Raw genomic sequence first — 22,804 nt, 5'->3', positions numbered from 1 at the left:
TCCTCCACACCTACAACCACCACCGCTGCCACACCGCACTCGACGGACACCCACCGATCAGCCGCGTGAACAACGCTTCAGGTCAATACACCTAGGGCGTATGCCGGCGGGCGCGCAGCGCCAGGCTCAGGGCCAGTACCGTCTGCGGGTCGTCCAGGTCGGTGCCCAGCAACTCGCCGATGCGGGCGAGGCGGTTGTAGAGGGTCTGGCGGTTGAGGTGCAGTTCGCGGGCGGTCTCCGCCTTGCGGCCCGCGTGCGCGAGATAGGTCTCCAGGGTGGGCAGCAGCGGGGGCTTGGAGCGGTGGTCGTGGTCGCGCAGCGGACCGATCGCGCGGTCCACGAACGCCGCCAGGTCCGGGTGGTCGCGCAGCCGCCACAGCAGCAGGTCGATGTCGAGACGGCGGGCGTCGTACCAGGGCCGGTCGGTCAGGCCCTGCGCCGCCGTCGCCGTCTCCGCCGCGTGCCGGAGCCCGGCCGACGCGGCCGCCCAGCCGCCGGCCACCCCGACGACCACGACCGGCGGGGCCGCGCCCGGCCGCCGCATCCCGGCCCGCTCCACGCCCGCCCGCAGCGCCGCCGCCACCCGGTCCGCGACCGCCGGCCGCTCCGGCTCCGCGCGCAGCCCGAGCAGGACCAGCACCCGCCCCTCGACCGGGCGGACGCCCAGCAGCACCGGCACCCCCACCGAGGCCAGTTCCTCGGAGACCGCGCGTGCGAGCACCGCCCAGCCCCCCGACGGGGACAGCGGGTCCCCGACCCGCATCACCACCGGCAGCAGCGGGCTGCCGCCCGGTTTGAACCCGAGGACGCGGGCCTGCGCCGGGGCGTCCTCCGCCGTGATCCGGCCCTCCGCCAGGTCGGTGAGGAAGTCGCCCCGGCCGCGCGCGGCCAGCTCCTCCTCCTGCCGGGCCTGCATCAGCACCACGGCCACGATGCCCGCCGCCCGCTCCGCGGCCATCCGGTGCACCGGAGCCAGCGGAGAGCGGACCGGCAGCAGCACCAGCCGGGCCCGCACCGAACCCGCCCCCGCCCCGGGCCCTCCGCCGGGAACGTCCACCAGCACCGAACCGGCGGGCGGCGGCGCGTCCTTGTGCGGGCCGCGCAGTCCCTCCCACACCTGCAGCGGGTCGGCGCCCTCCGGCCCCGACCCGGCGGCGTACAGCAGCCGGCCGTCCGCCGTCTCCAGGAACACCGGGTTGGCGCAGAAGTCGGCCAGGATGCCGAGCACCTGGGGCACCCCGCCACCGCCCAGCAGCGCCTCCGTGCACCGCCGGTGCACCTCCTCGGCGCGCTGCAGCAGCGCGTAGTGCCCGTTGACGATCTCCGTGTGGATCTCCTCGGTGACCGTCACGAAGGGCACCTCGCGATGGAGCTGGACCAGCGGCAGCCCGGCGGCGCGCGCGGTGTCCACCAGGGCCGCGGGCAGCCGCGTGAACCGCGGCCCCAGCTCCACCACCAGCGCGGCGATCCCCCGCTCGGCGAGGGTGCGCACGAACGCCCGCTGCTCGGCGGGCCGGGTGCCGAGTCCGTAGCCGGTGGTGAGCAGCAGCTCGCCGCCCTTCAGCAGCGACGCGATGTTCGGCACCTCGCCCGCGTGCACCCAGCGCACGGTGCGTCCCAGCCGGTCGCCGCCCGCCAGGATCTCGGGCAGCCCGCTGCGCAGCCCCGGCAGCTCCAGCGCCCGCTGAACGGTGATCCCGGCGCCCTGAGTGGCGAGTCTGCTCTCCGTACCGCTGTCCATGCAGCGGACGCTACCTGCGCAAACGCCCGGACGACAGCGTGTGTCCCGGCTACACCGGACGGATGTTGTGGTTGAAGCGGAACACGTTGTCGGGGTCGAAGGCCCGCTTCACCTTCTCCAGCCGCAGCAGGTTCCCCTCGCCCAGTCCCGCCCTGACCCGGTCCCGGCCCTCGTCGCCGATGAAGTTCAGGTAGACGGCGCCGGTGCTCCACGGCCGGACGTCGCCGCGCACCTCCCGCACCCAGGCGACCGCCCGGTCGTCGTCGGCCGGGTCCTGCCAGATGGCGAAGGGGTGCACCGCCCAGGGCGCGTCCCGGTAGGGCACCGGGTACTCGTGCGGTCCGGTGGCGATCGCGCCGCCCTGCGGGAACAGCAGGTGCTGGGTGCTGGTGGGCACCGGCATGCTCTCCGCGCGGGCGCAGTAGACGTCCACCAGTTCGTCGGGCAGGCCGGTCACGTACTCCGCCGACCAGTAGTTCCGCTGCCCGGGCGGGTCGTCGAGCATGCACTGGACGTCGGCGTACGGCATCGCGCCGCCGATCTCCGCCTCGTGCGGCAGTGCCAGCAGGGGCTCGGCGAGCTTGCGCAGGTCGTCCGCGCCGCCGGCGTAGGTCAGCAGCGCGGCGCACACCAGCTTGCCGACGAGCTCCGCCGGTACGAACTCCTCGGGCGGGCCGGTCAGATACAGCACGGCGCCGCTCACCTCGTCGGGACCGGTGGTGACGATCTCGCGGAAGACGCGGACCACGTCCTGGCCCAGTTGCGGCAGATAGAGCAGCAGGGCGATGGAGAACTCCGGCAGTTCGTGCAGCCGCAGGGTGAGCGCGGTGGCGACGCCGAAGTTGCCGCCGCCGCCGTGCAGGGCCCAGAACAGCTCCGGGTTCTCGTCGGCGCTCGCGTGCACCCGCTCGGCGTCCGCGGTCACGAGTTCCACGCCGAGCAGGTTGTCGGCCGCGTAGCCGAAGGCGCGGTCCAGCCAGCCGGTGCCGCCGCCGAGGACGAAACCGCCGACGCCGGTGGTCGAGGCCCGGCCGCCGGTGGTGGCGAGCCCGTGCGGCTGGGTGGCCCGGTCCAGATGGCTCATCGTGGCGCCGCCCTCGACCCGGACCGCCTCGGCCGCCGGGTCCACGGTCACCCCGTGCATCCGGCGCAGGTCCACCACCACGGCGCCGTCACCCAGGGCGGTGCCGGCCACGCTGTGCCCGCCGCCGCGCACCGCGACCGGCAGGTCCAGGTCGCGGGCGAACCGTACGGTGCGGACCACGTCGGCCGGGCCGGCGCACTGGGCGATCACGGCCGGCCGCCGGTCGACCATCGCGTTGAAGACGGCGCGGGCGTCGTCGTAGCCCGGGTCGGAGGGGGCGAACACGTCGCCGGCGAGGTCCTCGCGCAGCGCGGCCAGGGCCGCGCCCGCCTTCGAAGGGGAAGCCATGGCCGCCCCCTTCCGGAAAGGGGCAATGGTGCCTCTCCAGCGTAGGCGGCGCGGTTCACCCGGTCGCGTTCAGCCGCCGTACGCCCCGGAGGCCGTCAGCCGCAGTGCGGTGTCGATCAGCGGCACGTGGCTGAACGCCTGCGGGAAGTTGCCGACCTGGCGCTGCAGTCGCGGGTCCCATTCCTCGGCGAGCAGCCCGAGGTCGTTGCGGAGCGCGAGGAGCTTCTCGAACAGCTTCCTGGCCTCGTCCACGCGGCCGATCATCGCCAGGTCGTCCGCCATCCAGAACGAGCAGGCGAGGAAGGCCCCTTCGTCGCCGGGGAGGCCGTCCACCCCCTCGTCCTTGCCCTCGGTGGGGTAGCGCAGGATGAAGCCGTCCGAGGTGGACAGCTCGCGCTGGATCGCCTCGATGGTGCCGATCACCCGCTTGTCGTCCGGCGGCAGGAAGCCCATCTGCGGGATCAGCAGCAGGGAGGCGTCCAGCTCCCGGGAGCCGTAGGACTGCGTGAAGGTGTTGCGCTCCTTGTCGTAGCCCTTCTCGCACACGTCCCGGTGGATGTCGTCGCGCAGTTCCTTCCAGCGCTCCAGCGGGCCGTCCGCGTCACCGGACTCGATCAGCTTGATCGTGCGGTCCACCGCGACCCAGGCCATCACCTTGGAGTGCACGAAGTGCCGGCGCGGGCCGCGCACCTCCCAGATGCCCTCGTCCGGCTCCTGCCAGTGGTCCTCCAGGTAGCGGATCAGCTTCAGCTGGAGCAGGGACGCGTAGTCGTTGCGGGCCAGGCCCGTCATGTGCGCCAGGTGCAGCGCCTCGGTGACCTCGCCGTACACGTCGAGCTGGAGCTGGTGCGCGGCGCCGTTGCCGACCCGGACCGGGGCCGAGTGCTCGTAGCCCGGCAGCCAGTCCAGCTCGGCCTCGCCCAGCTCGCGCTCGCCCGCGATGCCGTACATGATCTGCAGGTTCTCGGGGTCGCCGGCGACCGCGCGCAGCAGCCACTCGCGCCAGGCGCGGGCCTCCTCGCGGTACCCGGTGCGCAGCAGCGAGGACAGGGTGATCGCCGCGTCGCGCAGCCAGGTGTAGCGGTAGTCCCAGTTGCGGACGCCGCCGATGTCCTCGGGCAGGGAGGTGGTGGGGGCCGCGACGATGCCGCCGGTGGGGGCGTAGGTCAGCGCCTTCAGGGTGATCAGCGAGCGGACCACCGCCTCGCGGTACGGACCGTGGTACGTACAGTGCTCGACCCACTCGCGCCAGAAGTCCTCGGTCGCCTCCAGCGACGTCTCCGGCTCCGGCAGCGGCGGCGGCTGCTTGTGCGAGGGCTGCCACGAGATCGTGAACGCGATCCGGTCACCCGGGGCGACGGTGAAATCGGCGTAGGTCGTCAGCGCCTTGCCGTAGGTCTCGGCCTCGGTGTCGAACCACACCGAGTCGGGTCCGGCGACCGCCACCGTGCGGCCCTCGTGCTTGTGCACCCAGGGCACGACCCGGCCGTAGGAGAACCGCATCCGCAGCGCCGAGCGCATCGGCACCCGGCCGGTGACGCCCTCCACGATCCGGACCAGTTGCGGGGCGCCGTCACGCGGGGGCATGAAATCGGTCACGCGCACCGTGCCGCGCGGGGTGTCCCACTCGGACTCCAGGATCAGCGAGTCGCCCCGGTAGCTGCGCCGGGCGGCCGTGGGCGGCTCGGAGTCGGCCGCGTGCGCCGGGCCGAGCCGCCAGAAGCCGTGCTCCTCGGTGCCCAGCAGGCCGGCGAAGATGGCATGCGAGTCGAAGCGGGGCAGGCACAGCCAGTCGACTGTGCCGTCCCGGCAGACCAGGGCAGCGGTCTGCATGTCTCCGATGAGTGCGTAGTCTTCGATGCGCCCGGCCACGTGCAACTCCAGTCGAACGGCCACGTCACCCCCGCGCAGGGGGGCTGTCGCTAGTGCGGTCAAGGGGTCGTTTGTTGTGCGTCGTTGAGCGGTGAAGCAAAGCAGCCCGCCGAGCCCTGGGGCAAAACGACAGTCTTTGCTCAACGAACTGCCGCGCTCTCGTTGTTCCGGGTGCTGCGGGCGGGGGTGTGCCGTCGTTCCGGACGGGCTCGGCAGGTGAGTGTCCGAGCAGGATACGACGCACGTAGATGATCTGCGTGCCGCTCCCGGCAACCCGTGTGGGCCGAACGAGTGAGCAGCGGGTGATGAGCGTGTGACGAATGAGCACGTGTGTATACGGGTGTGCACGGCGGAGCCCCGGAACCCGACCACTGCGTGCAGGACCGGGCGCGGAGCGTGGCCGGGAGCCATCTCCTCCGGGCGCTGTTACGCTGGTAGCCCGTGGACCGGTGGTGGAAGAAGCCCCGAACCGCAGCGACGGCGACCCCCGGAGACTCCGGACCGGCAGCCGCACCGCACGACAGACAGCGACCACGGGAGCCCCCTCTTGGCCATGCCGCCGAAATCTACGACGACCAAGCACATCTTCGTCACCGGGGGTGTCGCCTCCTCGCTCGGCAAGGGCCTCACCGCCTCCAGCCTGGGCATGCTGCTCAAGGCCCGCGGCCTGCGCGTCGTGATGCAGAAGCTCGACCCGTACCTCAACGTCGACCCGGGCACGATGAACCCCTTCCAGCACGGTGAGGTGTTCGTCACCAACGACGGCGCCGAGACCGACCTGGACATCGGCCACTACGAGCGCTTCCTCGACCGGGACCTGGACGGATCGGCCAACGTCACCACCGGTCAGGTCTACTCGACCGTGATCGCCAAGGAGCGGCGCGGCGAGTACCTGGGCGACACCGTGCAGGTCATCCCGCACATCACCAACGAGATCAAGCACCGCATCCGCCGCATGGCGACGGACGAGGTGGACGTGGTGATCACCGAGGTGGGCGGCACGGTCGGCGACATCGAGTCGCTGCCGTTCCTGGAGACCGTCCGCCAGGTCCGCCACGAGGTCGGCCGGGACAACGTCTTCGTCGTCCACATCTCGCTGCTGCCGTACATCGGCCCCTCCGGCGAGCTGAAGACCAAGCCGACCCAGCACTCCGTCGCCGCCCTGCGCAACATCGGTATCCAGCCGGACGCCATCGTGCTGCGCTGCGACCGCGAGGTGCCGACCGCCATCAAGCGCAAGATCTCGCTGATGTGCGACGTCGACGAGGCCGCCGTCGTGGCCTGCCCGGACGCCCGCTCGATCTACGACATCCCGAAGACCGTGCACGGCGAGGGCCTGGACGCCTACGTGGTGCGCAAGCTCGACCTCCCCTTCCGGGACGTCGACTGGACGACCTGGGACGACCTGCTGGACCGCGTCCACAACCCCGACCACGAGATCACCCTGGCCCTGGTCGGCAAGTACATCGACCTGCCCGACGCCTACCTGTCGGTCACCGAGGCGCTGCGCGCCGGCGGCTTCGCCAACAAGGCCCGCGTCAAGATCAAGTGGGTCACCTCGGACGACTGCAAGACCCCGGCCGGGGCCAAGGCGCAGCTCGGCGACGTCGACGGCATCTGCATCCCCGGCGGCTTCGGCGACCGCGGTGTGCTCGGCAAGGTCGGCGCCATCCGCTTCGCCCGCGAGAACAGGATCCCGCTGCTCGGCCTCTGCCTGGGCCTGCAGTGCATCGTGATCGAGGCCGCGCGCAGCCTGGCCGACATCCCGGACGCCAACTCCACCGAGTTCGACCCGGCCACCGCCCACCCCGTCATCTCCACGATGGCCGAGCAGATGGACATCGTCGCCGGTGAGGGCGACATGGGCGGCACCATGCGGCTCGGCATGTACCCGGCGAAGCTGGCCGAGGGCTCCATCGTCCGCGAGGTGTACGACGACCGGGAGTACGTCGAGGAGCGGCACCGCCACCGCTACGAGGTGAACAACGCCTACCGCGCGGAGCTGGAGAAGAAGGCCGGCATCCTCTTCTCGGGCACCTCGCCGGACGGCAAGCTCGTGGAGTACGTGGAGTACCCGCGCGACGTCCACCCCTACCTGGTCGCCACGCAGGCGCACCCCGAGCTGCGCTCGCGGCCGACCCGTCCGCACCCGCTCTTCGCCGGGCTGGTGAAGGCCGCGGTCGAGCGGAAGATCTCGAAGTAACACAACGGTTGTACGGTGGCCGGGGCGCGCCCATTCAGATGGATCGCGCCCCGGCCGCTCGTGCACGTGTGGAAGGACAGGGCATGACGATCAAGGACACCCCCGCGGAGTGGGAGATCCGGGCGACGGAGACCCCCTTCACGGGCAACAAGACCTCCGTGCGCACGGACGAGGTCGTCATGCCCGACGGCTCGGTGGTCCGCCGCGACTACCAGGTGCACCCGGGCTCGGTCGCCGTGCTCGCCCTGGACGAGGAGGACCGGGTGCTGCTCATCAACCAGTACCGGCACCCGGTGCGGCACAAGCTCTGGGAGATCCCGGCCGGCCTGCTCGACGTGCCCGGCGAGAACCCGCTGCACGCCGCCCAGCGCGAGCTGTACGAGGAGGCGCACGTCAAGGCCGAGGACTGGCGGGTGCTGACCGACGTGTACACCACCCCCGGCGGCTGCGACGAGGCCGTGCGGATCTTCCTGGCCCGTGACCTCTCGGAGGCCGAGGGCGAGCGGTTCGAGGCGGAGCACGAGGAGACCGACATGGAGCACGCGCGCGTGCCCCTCGGCGAACTGGTGCGCCGGGTGCTCGCGGGCGACGTGCACAACAACTGCCTCGTGGTGGGCGTCCTCTCGCTGGTCGCCGCCCGGGGCGGGGACGGCCTGGAGAGCCTGCGTCCGGCCGACGCGCCCTGGCCCGCGCGCCCCTTCGAGTCCTGAGCCCCCCGTCCCGGGAAGGGCCGCAGCGGCCGTCCCGGGGTCCGCTCGCCCCTGTCCCGCCCCGGCCTCCTCCGAGGCCCGGCCACATCCGTCCGCGCATTGGTGTGACGATCGCCTGATCCGATCGGGGGACGTACCCGCCGCGCTCCCACCGGAACGTCGCAGAGCGTGAACTAGGCTCTGGAAATGCCTGTTCCGGGAGGACCCGGCGGGCTTGCGCGTGCGGTGGGACGGGAGTGTGGCCCGTGGCGGACCAGGCGGTGGACACAGACGGCGCGCGGCTGCCCGCGCATCCGCCCGCGGAGGATCATTTCCTGGGCCGTACGCGGGAGTTGAAGGGGCTGCGCGCCGACATCGAGCGGGCCGGCCTGGACACCCTCTCCGGCCGCAAGGCACCCCGCGCGCGCGTGCTCCTCATCGCGGGACGCCCCGGCTCCGGCCGGACGGCGCTGGCCGCGGAACTCGCCCGGCAGGTAGCCGAGCGTTACCCCGACGGAGTGCTTCGGGCCCGGCTCGGCGAGCCCGGCGGCGCCCCCGTGCCGGTAGCGCGCACCGCCCGCGAACTGCTCGCCGCGCTCGACGTGCCGGCCCCCGCCGGGGCCGCCGAGGACGAGCTGACCGAGGTGCTGCGCACCGCCCTCGCCGGCAGGCGGGCGCTGCTCCTGCTGGACGACGCGGCCGGCGCCGAGCAGGTCGACGCGCTGCTCCCGGACACCCCCGGCTGTCTGGCCGTCGTCGTGGCGGGCGGCCCGCTCACCGGCATCGCCGACGTCCGCCCCTGCACCCTGGGCGGCCTCGACACCAAGTCGTCGGTGGAGCTCCTCGCCCGCTACACCGGCTCGGTCCGCATCACCGTCGACCCGCGCTCCGCCGAGAGCCTCGCCGAGGCCTGCCAGGGGCAGCCGGCCGCGCTCACCCTCGCCGGCGGCTGGCTCGCCGCCCGCCCCCAGGCGGCCGTCTCCGACCTGGCCAAACGGCTGCACGCGGACGCCGACGACGGTACCGAGGGCACGCCGCTGGCCCGGGTCCTGCGGCTCGTCCACGACCAGCTCCCCGGCCAGGCCGCCCGGATACTGCGTCTGCTGTGCCTGGCCCCGGCCGGCCTGGTCGACCCGCACACCGCCTCCGCCCTGGCCGGCTGCGCGGTGGACACGGCCGCCGCCGTGCTGGAGGAGTTCGTCGCGCTCGGCCTGCTGCGCGCCGTGGACTCCCCGCTGCCCGAGTACGCCGTCCCCGGCTGTCTGCACCCGCTGCTGCGCGCCCGCGCCGAGAGCCAGGAGCGCCCGGGTGAGCTCCAGCTCGCGCGGGCCCGGATGCTGGAGCGCAACGTACGGCTGCTGCAGTCCTGCCGGGTGATCACCGAGACGGACAGCCCGCAGGCCCGGGAGAGGCTGCGGGAGATGCCCCCGGCACTGCGCTTCCCCTCGCCCCGCGCGGCCGCCGAGTGGCTGCGGGTGCGCAGGCCCGCCCTGCTGGCCGCCACCCGCATGGCCGTCGCCGACGGCGAGCTGGACACCCTCGCCCGCCGGCTGATGTCCCAGCTCGTCAGGGCCATGGCGGCGCACTTCGGCGCGCAGGCCGCCGCACCCGACCTCTACGAGGTCCACGGCCTCGTCCTCGGGGTCGCCGAGCGGCGCGGGCTGCACCGGGAGCGGGCCGCCGCCCTGCTGAACCTCGGTGACGTCGACGCGCAGACCGGCCGCACCAGGGACGCGCTGGCCCGCTACCGGGCCGCGCTCGACGCCGGTCGCGAGGCGAACGACCCGTACGCGACCGGCCGCGCGATGGAATCCGTAGGCGGTGCCCACCAGGAGCTGGGGGACTACGACCGGGCCGCGGACTGGTTCGGCCGGGCGCTGGCCGAGCGGCTGGCCCGGGGCGAGCGCGCGGAGGCCGCCCGGCTGTACGGCCGCACGGGCACCGCCCACACCTACGCGGGCCGCTACGGAGAGGCGCTCAGGAACTGGCGCGCGGCCGCCGCCGGGTACCGCAAGGAAGGCGATGTGGCCGCCCACGCGCGGGCGTTGAGCGAGGTGGCCCGGGTGCAGGAGTACGCGGGGCGGCCCGAGGAGTCGCTGCACACCTGCCGGGAGGCGGTGGAGTGGGCCAGGCGGGCCCAGGACGCCCGGCTGCAGGCCGCGCTGCAGCTCAGACTGGCCGACACCCTGGACCGGCTCGGCGACCCCGCGGCCGCCCATCTGCACCGGGCCGCGGCCGAGCGCATGCTGGGTAACGGGGAGCAGGAGAACGACGTCCTGCCGGTATACGGCGATGACGCCTGCGAAATCCGTACTGTCGCGAGCGAAGATTGATGCAATGAAAGGCTAGACAGTCGGAACACCTTCATTAGACTGGCTCTGCCGCTCGTTCTCCCGCGGTGTCTCCCGGTATGCCCCTGCATGTCTGGGTACGTCTTGTAATGCACCCCCATACCCTCTGAGCCAAGGACCGTGATCGACGTGAAGGTCGGCATCCCCCGCGAGGTCAAGAACAACGAGTTCCGGGTGGCCATCACCCCCGCCGGTGTGCACGAGCTGGTGCGCAACGGCCACCAGGTCGTCGTCGAGCGGGGTGCCGGTCTCGGCTCCTCGATCACGGACGAGGAGTACGTCTCCGCCGGTGCCGCGATCCTGGGCACCGCCGACGAGGTGTGGGCCGCCGCCGACCTGCTGCTCAAGGTCAAGGAGCCGGTCGCCGAGGAGTACCACCGCCTCCGCAAGGACCAGATCCTCTTCACCTACCTGCACCTGGCCGCCTCCAAGGAGTGCACGGACGCGCTCATCGAGTCCGGCACCACGGCCATCGCCTACGAGACCGTCGAGCTGCCGAACCGCGCGCTGCCGCTGCTCGCCCCGATGTCCGAGGTCGCGGGCCGGCTGGCCCCCCAGGTCGGCGCCTACCACCTGATGCGCCCGGCCGGCGGCCGCGGTGTGCTGCCGGGCGGCGTGCCGGGTGTGACCCCCGCCAAGGCCGTCGTCATCGGCGGCGGCGTCTCCGGCTGGAACGCCACCCAGGTCGCCGTCGGCATGGGCTTCGACGTGACCCTGCTCGACCGCGACATCAACAAGCTGCGCGAGGCCGACAAGGTCTTCGGCACCAAGGTCAAGGCCATCATGTCCAACTCCTTCGAGCTGGAGAAGGCCGTCCTGGACGCCGACCTCGTCATCGGCGCGGTGCTCATCCCGGGCGCCAAGGCCCCCAAGCTCGTCACCAACGAGCTGGTGTCGCGCATGAAGCCCGGAAGTGTCCTTGTCGACATCGCGATCGACCAGGGCGGCTGCTTCGAGGACTCCCGCGCCACGACGCACGCCGAGCCGACCTTCCGCATCCACAACTCGGTCTTCTACTGCGTCGCCAACATGCCGGGCGCGGTGCCGAACACCTCCACCAACGCCCTCACCAACGCCACGCTGCCGTACATCGTCTCCCTCGCCAACAACGGCTGGGTCGAGGCGCTGCGCCGCGACGCCGCGCTCGCCAAGGGGCTCAACACCCATGAGGGCAAGGTCGTTTACAAGGAGGTCGCCGAGGCCCACGGCCTGGAGCACGTGGAGCTGGAGACCCTGCTCGGCTGACCCCCGCGACCTGGCGTGTCGCCAAGTCGCCAACCGGTGAAAGGCGATTCGTCAACACGGGTCGTCAACACCGGACATCCGGCCGGACCTTGCCCGACAAGGTCCGGCCGGATGTGTGTATGGTCACTTTGCCACTTGCGGTCAACTCGCCTCGAACGTAACCCTTCGACCGATTCGCACACCGGTGAAACCTGCCGTGCGACGCCCGTACGCCCTTGACAGAGGGATGTTTCATTGCCGACACATCCTGCCGGGTCCGGCGGATTGTGTTGCTGCGGACCGCCGACACGCCATAGAGTCGCCAACCGTCGGCATGGTGCCACGCTGACCTTGTCTAGAAGTTTCCTGGTCACCAAGGAGGTAAGACGACTTGTGAATGAGTCGACATTTACTCCCGGGGGTGGTCAACCAGGAATGCCGGTACGGGGCCAGGCCGGTTCCGCGGGATTCGAGGCTGTCGGCTCCGTCGCTGTGCGCACCTTCGCAGCCCACCAGACTCCGGGTCCGCAGACGGTCCGGACAGCACACCACAGCATGGATGGCCATCACGTGAACGCCATGGCCGGCGACGGAAGTGGCGCGCCCCACAACCAACTCGCCGACTACGACGAACTGCCCGAGGGGCACTTCTACGACCCCGACGCCGAGTACGAGCCCGATCCCGAGTACGCGGCCACGCTCGCGCCCGACGCGGCCCGCCAGCGCCGTGAGCGCATCGGTCCGACCGGGCGCCCGCTGCCGTACTTCCCGATCCCCGGCCCGCTGACCGACCACGGCCCCGCGAAGATCATCGCGATGTGCAACCAGAAGGGCGGCGTCGGCAAGACCACGTCGACCATCAACCTGGGTGCCGCGCTCGCGGAGTACGGCCGGCGCGTGCTGCTCGTGGACTTCGACCCGCAGGGCGCGCTGTCGGTGGGTCTCGGCGTCAACCCCATGGAGCTCGACCTCACCGTCTACAACCTGCTCATGGAGCGGGGCATGTCGGCGGACGAGGTCCTGCTGAAGACGGCGGTCCCCAACATGGACCTGCTGCCCTCCAACATCGACCTGTCGGCCGCCGAGGTCCAGCTGGTCTCCGAGGTCGCGCGCGAGTCGACCCTGCAGCGGGCGCTCAAGCCGCTGATGGACGACTACGACTACATCGTGATCGACTGCCAGCCCTCGCTCGGTCTGCTCACGGTCAACGCGCTCACCGCAGCGCACAAGGTGATCGTGCCGCTGGAGTGCGAGTTCTTCGCGCTGCGCGGTGTGGCCCTGCTGACCGAGACCATCGAGAAGGTCCAGGAACGGCTCAACCCCGACCTGGAGCTCGACGGCATCCTCGCCACGATGTACGACTCGCGCACGGTACACAGCCGTGAGGTGCTCGCGCGCGTGGTCGAGGCGTTCGACGACCACGTCTACCACACGGTCATCGGCCGCACGGTCCGCTTCCCGGAGACCACCGTCGCCGGTGAGCCGATCACCACGTACGCCTCCAACTCCGTCGGCGCCGCCGCCTACCGCCAGCTCGCCAGGGAGGTGCTCGCCCGGTGTCACGCCGAGTGAGTCTGCCCGGGGCCGACGAACTGTTCCGTACGACGGGGGGGATGGCGCTCCAGCCGTCCACGCCCCGTCGCGGGGCCAACGGCGAGGCCCGGGTGCCGGCTCCCGCGGGGGAGAGCGACGACACGGCCGCCGAGGACGCGCCGCCCTCGGTGCCCGTCCAGGGCGGTGACGGAGAGGGCGCGGAGCACGCCGCGGCGGACGCGGAACCGGCCGGGACCGGCGAGTCGCGTACCCGGCCGTCCCGGCGCCCGGCGCCACCGGAGGGCGCCGCGGACGCCGCGGCCGCGCAGCCGCGCAAGCGCGGGCGGGCGGCGAACCGGCGGCCCAGCGGGCGGGAACGGCACGACGAGAAGATCACGGTGTACGTGTCCGCCGAGGAACTGATGGACCTCGAGCACGCGCGACTGGTCCTCCGCGGCGAGCACGGCCTCGCCGTGGACCGCGGCCGCATCGTCCGCGAGGCGGTCGCCGTGGTCCTGGCCGACCTGGAGGCGCGCGGGGACGCGAGCATCCTGGTGCGGCGGCTGCGGGGTCGGTAGTCGGCCGAGCGGGCGCCAGGCGGTAGCCTGCGACGGCCATGACCCCGAACGACGCCCCCGCCCCCGGTGCCGGCCGCAGGCGTGCGCTCGGCCGTGGACCGGGCACCACGCCCCACCCCCGCCTCCGGCCCGCCGAACCGCACACGGCTCCGCCGGAGCCCGCACCGGCGCCCCCGCCGGACACCGCTCCGCCCTCGGCCCCGGCCGCGCCCGGACCCCCGGCCGGCGACGAGACCGGCCCGCAGGCCCCCGAGCCGGTCGCTGCCCCGCAACCGGTCGCGGCTCCTGAACCGGACGTGACCCCTGAGCCGTCCGCGGTCCCGGAGCCGGTCGTGCCCCCGGAACCGGACGCGGCCCCCGAGCCGTCCGCGGTCCCGGACCGGTCCGGTCCGCAGGCCGGGAGGGAACCGGCGTCCGACCGCGACGCCGCCGTGTCCGAAGCCGGGCCGGCCGAAGACGGCGAGGCCGCCGCCGACGGTGTCTTCAAGGTGCGGCTGGCCAACTTCGAGGGGCCGTTCGACCTGCTGCTCCAGCTCATCTCCAAGCACAAGCTGGACGTCACCGAGGTCGCCCTGTCCAAGGTCACCGACGAGTTCATGGCGCACATCCGGGCCATGGGCCCCGACTGGGACCTGGACCAGACGACCGAGTTCCTCGTCGTCGCCGCCACCCTGCTCGACCTCAAGGCCGCCCGGCTGCTGCCCGCCGCCGAGGTCGAGGACGAGGCCGACCTCGCGCTGCTGGAGGCCCGGGACCTGCTGTTCGCGCGGCTGCTGCAGTACCGCGCGTACAAGCGGATCGCCGACATCTTCAACGAGCGCCTGGACGAGGAGGCCCGCCGCCACCCCCGTACCGTCGGCCTCGAACCCGAGCACGCCGAGCTGCTGCCCGAGGTCGTCATCAGCATCGGCCCCGAGGGGTTCGCCAGGCTCGCCGTCAAGGCGATGCAGCCGAAGGCCAGGCCGCAGGTCTACGTCGACCACATCCACGCCCCGCTGGTCAGCGTGCAGGAGCAGGCGGGGATCGTGGTGGCGCGGCTCAGGGAGCTGGGCGAGGTCAGCTTCCGGGCGCTGGTGGAGGACACCGACGACACCCTCACCGTGGTGGCCCGCTTCCTGGCGCTGCTGGAGCTGTACCGGGAGAAGGCCGTCGCCCTGGAGCAGGAGGCCGCCCTCGGGGAGCTGCTGGTGCGCTGGACCGGCGGGGACACGGACGAGGCGCCGATGGTCACCGACGAGTTCGACCGGCCGCCCGAGGCGCCCAAGGAGGAGAAGAAGGCGTGAGCGAGACCACCCAGGCAGCCACGGAGCCCGCGGAGGCACCCGCCGGTACCGCCGACGTTCCCGCCGGGCCGCGCTCCGTGGCCGGGCTGGACCTCAAGCCGGCCCTCGAAGCGGTCCTCATGGTCGTGGACGAGCCGGCGACCGAGGAACACCTGGCGCGCATCCTCGAGCGGCCGAAGCGGCAGATCGGCGACGCGCTGCGCGAGCTGGCCGACGACTACACCGTGCAGGGCCGCGGCTTCGAGCTGCGGTTCGTCGCGGGCGGCTGGCGCTTCTACAGCCGCGCCGAGTACGCGCCCGCCGTCGAACGGCTGGTCCTGGACGGCCAGACGGCCCGCCTCACCCAGGCCGCGCTGGAGACCCTGGCGGTCGTCGCCTACCGCCAGCCGGTCAGCCGCAGCCGCGTCTCCGCGGTGCGCGGAGTGAACTGCGACGGCGTGATGCGCACCCTCCTGCAGCGCGGTCTGGTCGAGGAGGCGGGCACGGAACCCGAAACAGGTGCGATCCTGTACAGGACGACGAACTACTTCCTGGAGCGGATGGGCCTGCGCGGCCTGGACGAACTTCCGGAACTCGCGCCCTTCCTCCCGGAGGCGGAGGCGATCGAGGCCGAGACCCAGGAGGGGGTCCCGTCGTTCGACCCGGACGCGCCCGACGCGCCCGGCGGTCAGGACGCAGACGACTAAGACGGAAACCTTGATGCGAAGCAGCGGCAGCGGCAAGAGCGGCGGGCGCGGTAACTACCGCGGTGCCGGCAACGACAGGGACCAGAAGCAGGGGCAGGGCCGGCCCCGCAAGCCCCGCCCCGAGGAGCGCCGCTACGACGTGGGCCCCGGGGCCTCCCAGGACGGCCCCAAGTCCGGGCGCGGCGGCTCCGCGCGCGGTGGCGCCAAGGGCGGCCCCAAGCAGTCCCAGCAGCGCGGCGGCCGTACCGCCCCGGCTCGCTCGCGCGAGTACGAGACGCGGACCGAGGAGCGCAACCGGGAGCGGTACGCGGGCAAGAAGGACGTCAAGCTGCCCAAGACCTTCCCCGGTGCCGAGCAGGAGGGCGAGCGGCTGCAGAAGGTGCTCGCGCGCGCGGGCTACGGCTCCCGCCGCGCCTGCGAGGAGCTGATCGAGCAGGCCCGGGTCGAGATCAACGGCGAGATCGTGCTGGAGCAGGGCCGCCGGGTGGACCCGGAGAAGGACGAGGTCAAGGTCGACGGCCTGACCGTCGCCACGCAGTCCTACCAGTTCTTCTCGCTCAACAAGCCCGCCGGCGTCGTCTCCACCATGGAGGACCCGGAGGGCCGCCAGTGCCTCGGTGACTACGTCACCAACCGCGAGACCCGGCTCTTCCACGTCGGCCGGCTCGACACCGAGACCGAGGGTGTCATCCTGCTCACCAACCACGGTGAGCTGGCGCACCGGCTGACCCACCCGAAGTACGGCGTGAAGAAGACGTACCTCGCGGCCATCGTCGGCCCCATCCCGCGCGACCTGGGCAAGCGCCTGAAGGACGGCATCCAGCTCGAGGACGGCTACGCGCGCGCGGACCACTTCCGGGTGGTCGAGCAGACCGGCAAGAACTACCTGGTCGAGGTGACCCTGCACGAGGGCCGCAAGCACATCGTGCGCCGCATGCTCGCCGAGGCCGGCTTCCCCGTCGAGAAGCTGGTGCGCACCTCCTTCGGTCCGATCACCCTGGGCGACCAGAAGTCGGGCTGGCTGCGCCGCCTGTCCAACACCGAGGTCGGGATGCTCATGCAGGAGGTCGACCTCTAGAGAGGTTGTGCTCCCGGGACACCCCCTTTTATAGTCTCAGTGACTATAAAAGGGGGTGTCCGTGCTGCGGGGCTACGACAAGCACGCCTACGAACCGTTCGCCGTCACCGTCGACCTGGCCGTCCTGACCGTCCGCGAGGGCGCGCTGCACGTGCTGCTGGTCGAGCGCGGGCAGGAGCCGTACGCCGGCCGGTGGGCGCTGCCCGGCGGCTTCCTGCTGCCCGACGAGTCCGCGGAGACGGCCGCCCGGCGCGAACTCGCCGAGGAGACCGGCCTGGACGACGTCTCCGGGCTGGACCTGGAGCAGTTCCGCACCTACAGCGAGCCGGACCGGGACCCCCGGATGCGGGTCGTCTCCGTCGCGTTCACCGCGCTGCTGCCCGAGCCCCCCGAGCCCCGTGGCGGCGGCGACGCGGCCCAGGCCCGCTGGCTGCCGTACGGTTCGGCCGGGCCGCTCGCCTTCGACCACGACCGCATCCTCGCCGACGCCCACGAACGCGTCGGCGACCGGCTGGAGAACACCCGCGCCGCCACCGCCTTCTGCCCGCCCGAGTTCACCCTCGGCGAGCTCCAGCAGGTCTACGAGACCGTGTGGGGCACCGCGCTGGACCGGCCCAACTTCCGCCGCAAGGTGCTCGCCACCCCCGGTTTCGTCGAACCCGTCCCCGGCGCCGCCCGGCTCACCGGCGGCCGCGGCAAGCCGGCCGCCCTCTACCGCGCGGGCCCCGCCACCGCCCTGCACCCGCCCCTGCTCCGGCCGACCCGGGAAGGAAACCCCGCATGACCACCACCCGTCCGGGCAAACGCGCCGCCACCGGCTCCCTCCTCGGCCTCGCCCTCGGGGACGCCCTCGGCTTCCCGACCGAGTTCGACGACGTCCCCTCGATCCTCGCCAAGTGCGGCCCCTGGCGGGAGATGGAACTGCCGCGGCGCGCCCTCGTCTCCGACGACACCCAGATGACCCTCGCCGTCGGCCGCGGACTCCGCACGGCCGTGGAGCGCGGGTACCTCGCCCCCAAGCGGCTGGAGCGGCCGCTGCGCGAGGAGTTCGTGGACTGGTACCTGTCGCCGGACAACAACCGCGCCCCGGGCAACACCTGCCTGACCGCGTGCGAACTCCTCAAGGAGGAGGGCCGCGCCTGGCAGGACGCCGCGCAGATCGGCTCCAAGGGCTGCGGCGCCAACATGCGCGTCGCCCCCATCGGCCTGGTCCCCGGCCTGACCGGCGAACAGCGTTCCGGAGCGGCCCAGTTGCAGTCCGCGCTCACCCACGGGCACCCCACCGCCCTGGCCGCCTCCGACCTGACCGCCCACGCCGTGCACCTGCTCGCCCGGGGCACCGACCCGGCCGGTCTCGTCGGCCGGCTCCGCAGCTACGCCTACGACAACCGCACCCGCTACGACCACACCTGGCTCGGCGACCTGTGGACCCGCTCCCAGGACCCCGGCCCCGAGCACTTCATCGCCCGCGGCTGGGACGAGTGCCTGGACATGCTCGCCCGCCTCCAGGAGGCCGTGCGCACGGTCTCCCCGGAGACCGACCCCTGCCTGGCCACCGGCGCGGGCTGGATCGCCGAGGAGGCCCTCGCCACCGGCCTGCTGTGCTTCCTGCTCTTCCCCGACCAGCCCGTCACCGCCCTGCGCCGGGCCGCCTGCTCCTCGGGCGACTCGGACTCGATCGCCTGCCTCACCGGGGCCTTCGCGGGCGCCTGGCTCGGCGCGGACGCCTGGCCCGCCGACTGGGCGGAGCGGATCGAGTACCGGGGCGACCTGTTGGCACTGGGGGCGCTCTGGGACGCTTAGGCCCATGATCGACGACCTCGACATGGACCTGACGCCCGTGATCGCCGAGCAGCCCCACCCCCTGCTGTTCGCGACCGTCTCCGGAGCCCACCTGTACGGGTTCCCCTCCGAGGACTCCGACCTCGACCTGCGCGGTGCCCATCTGCTGCCCGCCGCGGACCTGGTCGGGCTGCGCGAGCCGGAGGAGACGCGGTCGCGGACCTGGGTGCGGTTCGGCGTCGAGATGGACCTCGTCACCCACGACGTGCGCAAGTTCGCCCGGCTGATGCTCCGGCGCAACGGCTATGTGCTGGAGCAGCTCCTGTCGCCCCTCGTGGCGCACACCTCCGAGGCGCACCGGGAGCTGGCCGCCCTCGTCCCGGGCGTCCTCACCGGTCACCACGCCCACCACTACCGCGGGTTCGCGGTGACCCAGTGGCGGCTGTTCGACAAGACCGGCGAACTCAAGCCGCTGCTCTACACGTTCCGCGTGCTGCTCACCGGCATCCATCTCATGCGCAGCGGCGAGGTCCAGGCCCATCTGCCCACCCTGCTGGAGCAGGTGGACGCGCCCGCCTACCTGCCCGAGCTGATCGCCGCCAAGGCCGAGCGCGAGCACGGCACCGCCGACATCGGCCTCCTCGCACGCGCGGAGGCCGACGTGGAGCGACTGCACGCCGTGCTGGACGAGGCGCAGGCCGCCTCAGCCCTGCCCGACGCCCCCAGCGCGCACGACGCCCTGCACGACTTCGTCGTACGTGTCCGCCTGGCGGGCTGAGTCCCGGCGCGCCCGGAAGAGGAAGCCGGCCACGCGCGCGCGGTCCGGTTCCGGCGGCAGCGCGGTGCGGCGCAGGGCCTCCTCGGTCTGCGCCGCGAGCCGGGCCATGCGGGCCTCCACCTCCGGCCACGGGACCTCGCCCCGCTTCACCGCCAGCAGCGGCTCCCGCTCGTCGCCGACGTCGATCCGCAGCTCCCCGGTGCGCAGCAGGTCCCGCGCGCTCGCCAGCAGGCGCAGCAGGTGCATGGCGTGCTTCCAGCGCGGGGCGCCCTTCGTGCGGACGTCGGCGTCGAGCTTCCTGCGCTGGCCGAGGGCGTAGCGCGTGAAGGTGTCGTACACCTGCCGGGAGAGGAAGGCGCCGCGCAGGGACAGCAGTTCGCGGCCGGTGTCGTCCACGTGCTCCACCAGCGGGGAGTGCAGGCACTCCAGGACGTTCGGGTTGCCGCGCAGCGCCAGTTCGCAGAAGCGCTCCAACTCCCAGGAGAACCGCTCCTCGCCCGGCCCCTCCACATGCGCCGGCGGCTTCCCGAACCGCCAGAACAGGGGAGTGGGGGCGAGGAAGACGCCCCGCCGGTCGGTGTCACTGGCCTCGGTGGCCAGGCCGAAGGCCCGCGAACCCATGACGCAGGCGTAGATCGTGTGGTCGCGTACCAGGTCCTCGGGCTGCATCCCGGGAGCGTACGCGGGCCGATCACGCCAGGTGGATCGAATTTCCGTCCACCTTGATCGTCTCGGCGGGCAGCGGCCGGGTCGCCGGGCCGTGCGCCACCGAGCCGTCGGCGATGTGGAACCTGCTGCCGTGGCACGGGCAGTCGATGGTGCCGTCGGCCACCTTGCTCACCGTGCAGCCCTCGTGCGTGCAGATCGCCGAGAAGGCCTTGAAGTCGCCCTTCGACGGCTGGGTGACCACGACCTTCTGCGCCTTGAAGATCTTGCCGCCGCCCTCGGGGATGTCGCTGGTGCTCGCCAGCTCCATGCCGCCGGGCGACGAGGAGGAGCCCGTCGAACCGCTGCCGCCCCCGCAGCCGGTGGCGAGCGCCGCCGCGCCCGTCGCGAGAACCGTGCGGCGCGTCGTGCTGTAGGTCATGTCGTCACTCCGAACATCGGCGGTAAGAAAAGCCATGATTCGCGACATCTTCGCACCAAAGGTGCTCCTGCCGAAGCAGGCGGCGGGAGGGCGGACACGGCCTTCACCGGGTCGGCCCCGCGTCTCAGCGGGCGGGCGCCGCGCGCCCGGCCGCCCGGGCCTGACTAGGCTGGACCGGCCAGGAACGAAACGCATGTCAGCAAGGAGCAGCACCGTGGCGGTACGAGCGGTCCGGGGGGCCGTCCAGCTGGAGCGGGACGAGGCCCGTCACATGGACGAGCAGGTCGGAGCGCTGCTCACCGAGATCCTGGAGCGCAACGGACTCACCGCCGACGACCTGATCAGCATCTGGTTCACGGCCACCCCCGACCTGCACAGCGACTTCCCGGCCGCCGCCGCCCGCAAGCTCGGGATCGTCGACGTCCCCCTGATCTGCGCCCAGGAACTGGACATCGAGGGCGCCATGCCCCGCGTCGTCCGGGTGCTCGCGCACATCGAGTCGGACCTGCCCCGCGCCCGGATCGCCCACGTCTACCTCGGCGCCGCCGCCGCCCTGCGCAAGGACATCGCCCAGTGAGAACCGCACTCGTCATCGGCACCGGGCTCATCGGCACCTCCGCCGCGCTCGCCCTGACCCAGCGCGGCGTCGTCGTCCACCTCGCCGACCACGACCCCGAGCAGGCCCGCACGGCGGCCGCGCTGGGCGCCGGCACCGACGAGGCCCCCGACGGCCCGGTGGACCTCGCCGTCGTCGCCGCCCCGCCCGCACACGTCGCCGGCGTACTCGCGGACGTCATGGCCCGCGGCGCCGCGCGCGGCTACGTCGACGTGGCCAGCGTCAAGGGGGGCCCGCGCCGCGACCTGGAGGCACGCGGCCTGGACCTGTCCGCCTACATCGGCACCCACCCCATGTCCGGCCGGGAGAAGTCCGGCCCGCTGGCCGCGACCGGCGACCTCTTCGAGGGCCGACCCTGGGTGCTCACCCCGACCCGGGACACCGACACCGAGGTCCTCAACCTCGCCCTGGAACTGGTCTCGCACTGCCGGGCCGTGCCGGTCGTCATGGACGCCGACGCCCACGACCGGGCCGTGGCCCTCGTCTCCCACATGCCCCACCTGGTCTCCAGCATGGTCGCGGCCCGCCTGGAGCACGCCGAGGAGGCGGCCGTACGGCTGTGCGGACAGGGCATCCGGGACGTGACGCGGATCGCCGCCTCCGACCCCGGGATGTGGATCGACATCCTCTCCGCCAACCCCGGCCCGGTCGCCGACCTGCTCAGCGACGTCTCCGCCGACCTGGAGGAGACCGTCCGCGCCCTGCGCGCCCTGCAGTCCTCCGACGAGGACAAGCGCCGCGAGGGCGGCTCGGGCATCGAGGACGTGCTGCGCCGCGGCAACGCGGGCCAGGTGCGGGTGCCCGGCAAGCACGGCAGCGCGCCCCGTGAGTACGAGACCGTCGTCGTCCTCATCGACGACCAGCCCGGTCAGCTCGCCCGTATCTTCGCGGACGCGGGCCGGGCCGGGGTCAACATCGAGGACGTCCGGATCGAGCACGCGACGGGGCAGCAGGCCGGCCTCGTCCAGCTCATGGTGGAGCCCGGCGCCGCGGCCGCGCTGAGGGAGGCGCTGCGCGAGCGGGGCTGGGCGCTGCGGCAGTAGGAAGGCGGCCGTCCGTCCGGGCCACCGGCACCCAGTAACCTTGTGCAGGGCGCTCTCGCGCTCCGGCCCCCCGCCCCCCGCACCGCACCAGGAAGGTGTCCCCCGTGGAAAACGGCGCCCCGACCGCCAAGTCCGTGATCGTCGCGATCGACGGCCCCTCCGGCACGGGCAAGTCGAGCACGTCGAAGGCCGTGGCGGCCAAGCTCGGCCTGAGCTACCTCGACACCGGCGCCCAGTACCGGGCCATCACCTGGTGGATGGTGGCCAACGGTATCGACCTGGAGGACCCGACCGCCATCGCCGCGGTCGCGGGCAAGCCGGAGATCGTCTCCGGCACCGACCCGTCCGCCCCGACCATCACGGTCGACGGTGTCGACGTGGCCGCCCCGATCCGCACCCAGGAGGTCACCTCCAAGGTCAGCGCGGTCAGCGCGGTGCCCGAGGTGCGCACCCGGATCACCGAGCTGCAGCGCTCCCTGGCGGCCGGCGCCGAGCCGGGCATCGTGGTCGAGGGCCGGGACATCGGCACCACCGTGCTGCCGGACGCCGACCTGAAGATCTTCCTCACCGCCTCCCCGGAGGCCCGCGCGGCCCGTCGCAGCGGAGAGCTGAAGGGCGCCGACGTCCACGCCACCCGCGAGGCCCTGATCAAGCGGGACGCCGCGGACTCCAGCCGCAAGACCTCCCCGCTCGCCAAGGCCGGCGACGCCGTCGAGGTGGACACCACCGAGCTCACCCTCGCCCAGGTCATCGAGTGCGTCGTCACCCTGGTCGAGGAGAAGCGGGCCGGGAAGTGAGCCTTCCGTCGGAACGGGGTGCCGAGGTCGG

20 protein-coding genes are annotated in these 22,804 nt (G+C 72.8%); 15 read left to right on the top strand and 5 right to left on the bottom strand.

All coding sequences use genetic code 11. The annotated features are described in order from the left end of the window. Positions 1-91 precede the first annotated feature (91 nt). From ACWCPN_RS11970 to ACWCPN_RS11960, 3 genes are all read right to left on the bottom strand, one after another. The gene (locus tag ACWCPN_RS11970; protein WP_451204525.1) at positions 92-1,741 is read right to left on the bottom strand and encodes a PucR family transcriptional regulator; all 1,650 of its coding nucleotides are present in this window, start codon (positions 1,739-1,741) and stop codon (positions 92-94) included. Positions 1,742-1,790: 49 nt separating this feature from the next. Continuing rightward, the gene (locus ACWCPN_RS11965) at positions 1,791-3,173 is read right to left on the bottom strand and encodes an FAD-binding oxidoreductase (protein ID WP_451204523.1); all 1,383 of its coding nucleotides are present in this window, start codon (positions 3,171-3,173) and stop codon (positions 1,791-1,793) included. Between the two features lie 69 nt (positions 3,174-3,242). Continuing rightward, positions 3,243-5,045, bottom strand: coding sequence for a glycoside hydrolase family 15 protein (locus ACWCPN_RS11960; protein WP_451204542.1), 1,803 nt, complete (start codon positions 5,043-5,045; stop codon positions 3,243-3,245). 553 nt (positions 5,046-5,598) lie between these two features. Here ACWCPN_RS11960 and ACWCPN_RS11955 point away from each other — a divergent pair. The 12 genes from ACWCPN_RS11955 to ACWCPN_RS11900 all read left to right on the top strand — a co-directional run bounded on the left by ACWCPN_RS11955 (position 5,599) and on the right by ACWCPN_RS11900 (position 19,230). Continuing rightward, a complete protein-coding gene (locus ACWCPN_RS11955; RefSeq protein WP_451204521.1) occupies positions 5,599-7,248 on the top strand; it encodes a CTP synthase in 1,650 nt (549 codons plus the stop codon). An 83-nt stretch (positions 7,249-7,331) separates the two neighbouring features. Continuing rightward, on the top strand, positions 7,332-7,958 hold the full coding sequence (locus ACWCPN_RS11950; RefSeq protein ID WP_199210002.1) for an NUDIX domain-containing protein: 627 nt from the start codon (positions 7,332-7,334) through the stop codon (positions 7,956-7,958). Positions 7,959-8,203: 245 nt separating this feature from the next. Then, entirely contained in the window at positions 8,204-10,270 is a 2,067-nt protein-coding gene (locus ACWCPN_RS11945) for a tetratricopeptide repeat protein (protein WP_451204519.1), read from the top strand. A gap of 138 nt (positions 10,271-10,408) precedes the next feature. Further along, entirely contained in the window at positions 10,409-11,533 is a 1,125-nt protein-coding gene (gene ald / locus ACWCPN_RS11940) for an alanine dehydrogenase (RefSeq protein WP_451204518.1), read from the top strand. A 414-nt stretch (positions 11,534-11,947) separates the two neighbouring features. Beyond that, positions 11,948-13,084, top strand: coding sequence for a ParA family protein (locus tag ACWCPN_RS11935; protein WP_365122410.1), 1,137 nt, complete (start codon positions 11,948-11,950; stop codon positions 13,082-13,084). Then, positions 13,069-13,623, top strand: coding sequence for a hypothetical protein (locus ACWCPN_RS11930; RefSeq protein ID WP_451204516.1), 555 nt, complete (start codon positions 13,069-13,071; stop codon positions 13,621-13,623). Before ACWCPN_RS11935 ends, ACWCPN_RS11930 begins: the two co-directional genes overlap by 16 nt. Positions 13,624-13,661: 38 nt before the next feature. Continuing rightward, complete coding sequence (locus tag ACWCPN_RS11925; RefSeq protein WP_451204514.1) at positions 13,662-14,906, top strand: segregation and condensation protein A; 1,245 nt, start codon at positions 13,662-13,664, stop codon at positions 14,904-14,906. Next, positions 14,903-15,592: an SMC-Scp complex subunit ScpB gene (gene scpB, locus ACWCPN_RS11920; protein WP_451204512.1), complete on the top strand. Its 690-nt coding sequence runs from the start codon at positions 14,903-14,905 to the stop codon at positions 15,590-15,592. Before ACWCPN_RS11925 ends, scpB begins: the two co-directional genes overlap by 4 nt. Before the next feature lie 13 nt (positions 15,593-15,605). Further along, positions 15,606-16,670, top strand: a complete 1,065-nt coding sequence (locus tag ACWCPN_RS11915) for a pseudouridine synthase (RefSeq protein WP_365122417.1) — start codon at positions 15,606-15,608, stop codon at positions 16,668-16,670. A gap of 55 nt (positions 16,671-16,725) precedes the next feature. Then, positions 16,726-17,454, top strand: coding sequence for an NUDIX hydrolase (locus ACWCPN_RS11910; protein ID WP_451204510.1), 729 nt, complete (start codon positions 16,726-16,728; stop codon positions 17,452-17,454). After that, entirely contained in the window at positions 17,451-18,473 is a 1,023-nt protein-coding gene (locus ACWCPN_RS11905) for an ADP-ribosylglycohydrolase family protein (RefSeq protein ID WP_451204508.1), read from the top strand. The genes ACWCPN_RS11910 and ACWCPN_RS11905 overlap by 4 nt, the downstream gene beginning before the upstream one ends. Positions 18,474-18,477: 4 nt before the next feature. Beyond that, positions 18,478-19,230, top strand: coding sequence for a nucleotidyltransferase domain-containing protein (locus tag ACWCPN_RS11900; RefSeq protein WP_451204506.1), 753 nt, complete (start codon positions 18,478-18,480; stop codon positions 19,228-19,230). On the opposite strand, the gene ACWCPN_RS11895 is transcribed toward ACWCPN_RS11900, so the two are convergent. After that, positions 19,156-19,899, bottom strand: a complete 744-nt coding sequence (locus ACWCPN_RS11895) for a nucleotidyltransferase domain-containing protein (RefSeq protein WP_451204504.1) — start codon at positions 19,897-19,899, stop codon at positions 19,156-19,158. The two genes, ACWCPN_RS11900 and ACWCPN_RS11895, sit on opposite strands and share 75 nt — an antisense overlap. A 22-nt stretch (positions 19,900-19,921) precedes the next feature. Continuing rightward, positions 19,922-20,317, bottom strand: a complete 396-nt coding sequence (locus ACWCPN_RS11890) for a Rieske (2Fe-2S) protein (RefSeq protein ID WP_365122428.1) — start codon at positions 20,315-20,317, stop codon at positions 19,922-19,924. Positions 20,318-20,531: 214 nt separating this feature from the next. Here ACWCPN_RS11890 and aroH point away from each other — a divergent pair, with 214 nt between their 5' ends. From aroH to cmk, 3 genes are all read left to right on the top strand, one after another. Further along, positions 20,532-20,894: a chorismate mutase gene (aroH, locus tag ACWCPN_RS11885; RefSeq protein WP_365122430.1), complete on the top strand. Its 363-nt coding sequence runs from the start codon at positions 20,532-20,534 to the stop codon at positions 20,892-20,894. Continuing rightward, a complete protein-coding gene (locus ACWCPN_RS11880; RefSeq protein WP_365122433.1) occupies positions 20,891-21,976 on the top strand; it encodes a prephenate dehydrogenase in 1,086 nt (361 codons plus the stop codon). Before aroH ends, ACWCPN_RS11880 begins: the two co-directional genes overlap by 4 nt. A gap of 104 nt (positions 21,977-22,080) precedes the next feature. Next, positions 22,081-22,773, top strand: a complete 693-nt coding sequence (cmk, locus tag ACWCPN_RS11875; RefSeq protein WP_199209995.1) for a (d)CMP kinase — start codon at positions 22,081-22,083, stop codon at positions 22,771-22,773. Positions 22,774-22,804 lie beyond the last annotated feature (31 nt).

Source organism: Streptomyces sp. NPDC002386 (genome assembly GCF_053593175.1).
This window is presented reverse-complemented; position numbering and strand designations above follow the sequence as displayed.